The following is a 2,784-nucleotide window of genomic DNA, read 5'->3' as shown; positions in this document are numbered from 1 at the left end:
TTTGCGCAGCAAGACCCACAGTATACACAGTACATGTATAACATGAATGTAGTGAACCCGGCATACGCGGGTTCAAGGGAAAATCTATCGTTTGGATTTTTGTACCGTCAACAATGGAGTGGTTTTGATGGTGCTCCTGAAACCTTAACAGCCTTTGGTCATTTACCAGTAGGTGACCGTGTAGGGTTAGGTTTATCGCTTATCAGTGATCAGATTGGTCCTGTAACCGAAACCAACACCTATGTAGACTTTGCTTATAAAATTCCACTAGGAGGGGTACACAACCTTTCCTTAGGTATTAAAGCGGGGGCTACTTTTCACGACATAGGATTGGCTGACTTAGCAGTGATTGATCCAGCGGATCCGTTTTTTAACAGCAACATTAACTCGGTAACACCAAACGTAGGTGCAGGTGCTTTCTACTATACAGATAAGTACTATATCGCCTTTTCGGTACCAAACATTTTAAGTGCTACTCACATTGATGAGAATGGTACTAAAATAGGGTCTGAAAGCTCTCACTACTTTGCTACCGCAGGGTATGTGTTTGATTTGTCTGACAATGTGAAGTTCAAACCATCTACTATGGTAAAATCTGCTTTTGATGCACCTGTATCATTTGATGTAAATGCGAACTTCTTATTCTACGATCGTTTAGAGCTTGGTGCTTCGTATCGTTTAGATGATTCCTTCAGTGGACTTGTAAACTTTGCTATCACACCAGCTATCCGTGTAGGATATGCGTATGATGCGGTGAATTCAGATATCAATGTAGTATCGAATTCTTCGCATGAGATCATGTTGTTATTTGATTTGAACCTTCCTCAGAAGATTTCAAAATCACCTCGTTTCTTTTAATACCAAAAGCTGTTAAAAATGAAAAAACTAGTATATGTATTCTTAGCACTGCTTATTGGCCAGTCGGCCTTAGCACAATCGGCTAAGACCAAAAAAGCGGATAAGCTGTATAGTCAATTAAAGTATGTAGATGCAGCTGAGGCCTATTTAAAAATAGCCTTAGATGATGCTGATACCTATGTAATCACACAACTTGCTAACTCGTATTATTATGTATTTAATACCAGAGAGGCTGAGCGTTGGTATGCAAAGGTAGCAGATGAGACTACAGACCCTGAAATTCGTTACCGTTACGCACAAATGCTAAAGGCTAACGGAAAGTACGAAGAAGCTAATCAGCAAATGCGTCAGTTTGCTGCGGCTGCTCCTTCTGATTCAAGAGCAAAGTCGTTCTTAAAAAATCCTGATTACATTCCTCAATTATTAGCTGGAGAGAAAAAGTTTGAGGTAAAGCCTATTAACATCAATACTGCTTTATCTGACTTTGGTGGATACTTTCACTTAAATACCTTTTACTTTACTTCTGCTAGAGCAGGAGGTAGAAAATACGGATGGAACGAAGAGCCTTACTTAAACATCTACAGAGCTCAGTATGTAAAAGATGAGTTTACTGCTGTAGAAGAGTTAAGCGAGAAAATCAATACACGTTACCATGAAGGTACGGTTGCTATCTCTGATGATGGACAAACCATGTACTTTGCGAGAACTAACTACAATGATGGTAAGTTTGTAAAAGACAGTACAGGTATTGGACTGGTAAACTTATTTAAAGCTACCATGGTAGATGGTGAGTGGGATAATGTAGAGCGTTTACCTTTTAATGGTGAAAACTACACCTCGCAACACCCTGCATTAAGTGATGATGGAAAAACATTATACTTTGCTTCTGACAGACCAGGAGGATACGGTGAGTCTGATATGTATAAAGTAACCATTAACGAAGATGGTACCTATGGTACCCCTGAGAACTTAGGTGCTGATGTAAACACAGAGGCTAACGAAGGGTTCCCTTTTGTAAATGATGGGTTATTATACTTTGCCTCTAACGGACACTTAGGACTTGGTGGATTAGATATTTTTGTAACCAGTATTGACGGGGATAGCTTTGGGGAAATTAGAAACCTTGGGGTGCCTATCAACAGTAACAAAGATGATTTTTCTTTTAGCTTTGAGGCTGAAACTAAAACTGGTTTCTTCTCTTCTAACCGTGAAGGTGGTAAAGGAAGTGATGATATTTACATGGCTACGCAAATAGCGCCTATTTGTGATGTAGATTATGTAATTACCGTTACAGACGTTGAGAGCGGTGAAATTATTGCAGGTGCTACAGTAGCATTAGCAGACACCGAAGGTAATGTAGTTGCTACAAAAACTACCGATGCTGAGGGTAAAGTAACCTTTAAAGTAGAATGTAAAAAAGACATTAGCTTAGAGGTAACAGCTCAAGACTATGAAGGTACTACTAAAGATGTAGAAGGTACTGATAGTTTAATTACCAATGTAGAAGTAGCGTTACAACCAATAGACAACCTTATTGACGAGCTTAAGAAAGTAAATCTTCAACCAATTTACTTTGACTTTGACAAGCACAACATCCGTAAGGAGGCTGCTTTAGAGTTAGACAAGCTAGTACAAATCATGGAGAAATATCCTGAGATGAATATTAAAGTAGAAACGCATGCAGATATAAGAGGTAGTGAAAGCTATAACTTAAAACTTACTGACAAGCGTGCTAAGAGTACTGTACAGTACTTAATCTCTAAAGGAATCTCTGAAGATAGATTAACCAGCGAAGGTATGGGTGAGAAAAACCCACTTGTTGACTGTAAAGGTGGATGTACTAATGAAGAACACCAGAAAAACAGAAGATCTGATTTTATTATCACCAACCTTCAAGAAGAAGGTGCTGAATAATTATTCAATCAC

At 38.8% G+C, this 2,784-nt stretch carries 2 protein-coding genes; both read left to right on the top strand.

Annotation, left to right across the window (positions count from 1 at the left end; translation table 11 throughout):
- Nucleotides 1–858: PorP/SprF family type IX secretion system membrane protein (locus Y10_RS16910; protein WP_281766600.1), on the top strand; the 858-nt coding region annotated here is incomplete at its 5' end.
- Nucleotides 859–876: 18 nt separating this feature from the next.
- Nucleotides 877–2,772 carry an OmpA family protein gene (locus tag Y10_RS16905; protein WP_281766599.1) on the top strand — a complete coding sequence of 632 codons (1,896 nt, stop codon included), beginning with the start codon at nt 877–879 and terminating at the stop codon, nt 2,770–2,772.
- The last annotated feature ends 12 nt before the right edge of the window (nt 2,773–2,784 follow it).

This window comes from Neptunitalea lumnitzerae, assembly GCF_027924185.1.
GTDB classification, from domain to species: domain Bacteria; phylum Bacteroidota; class Bacteroidia; order Flavobacteriales; family Flavobacteriaceae; genus Neptunitalea; species Neptunitalea lumnitzerae.
Note: the sequence above shows the minus strand (reverse complement) of the source record. Positions and strands in the feature narration are given on the sequence as shown.

Bases quoted from the DNA above. Each gene is read 5' to 3' on its own strand.
- Y10_RS16905 (WP_281766599.1), top strand. From the start codon at position 877: ATGAAAAAACTAGTATATGTATTCTTAGCACTGCTTATTGGCCAGTCG.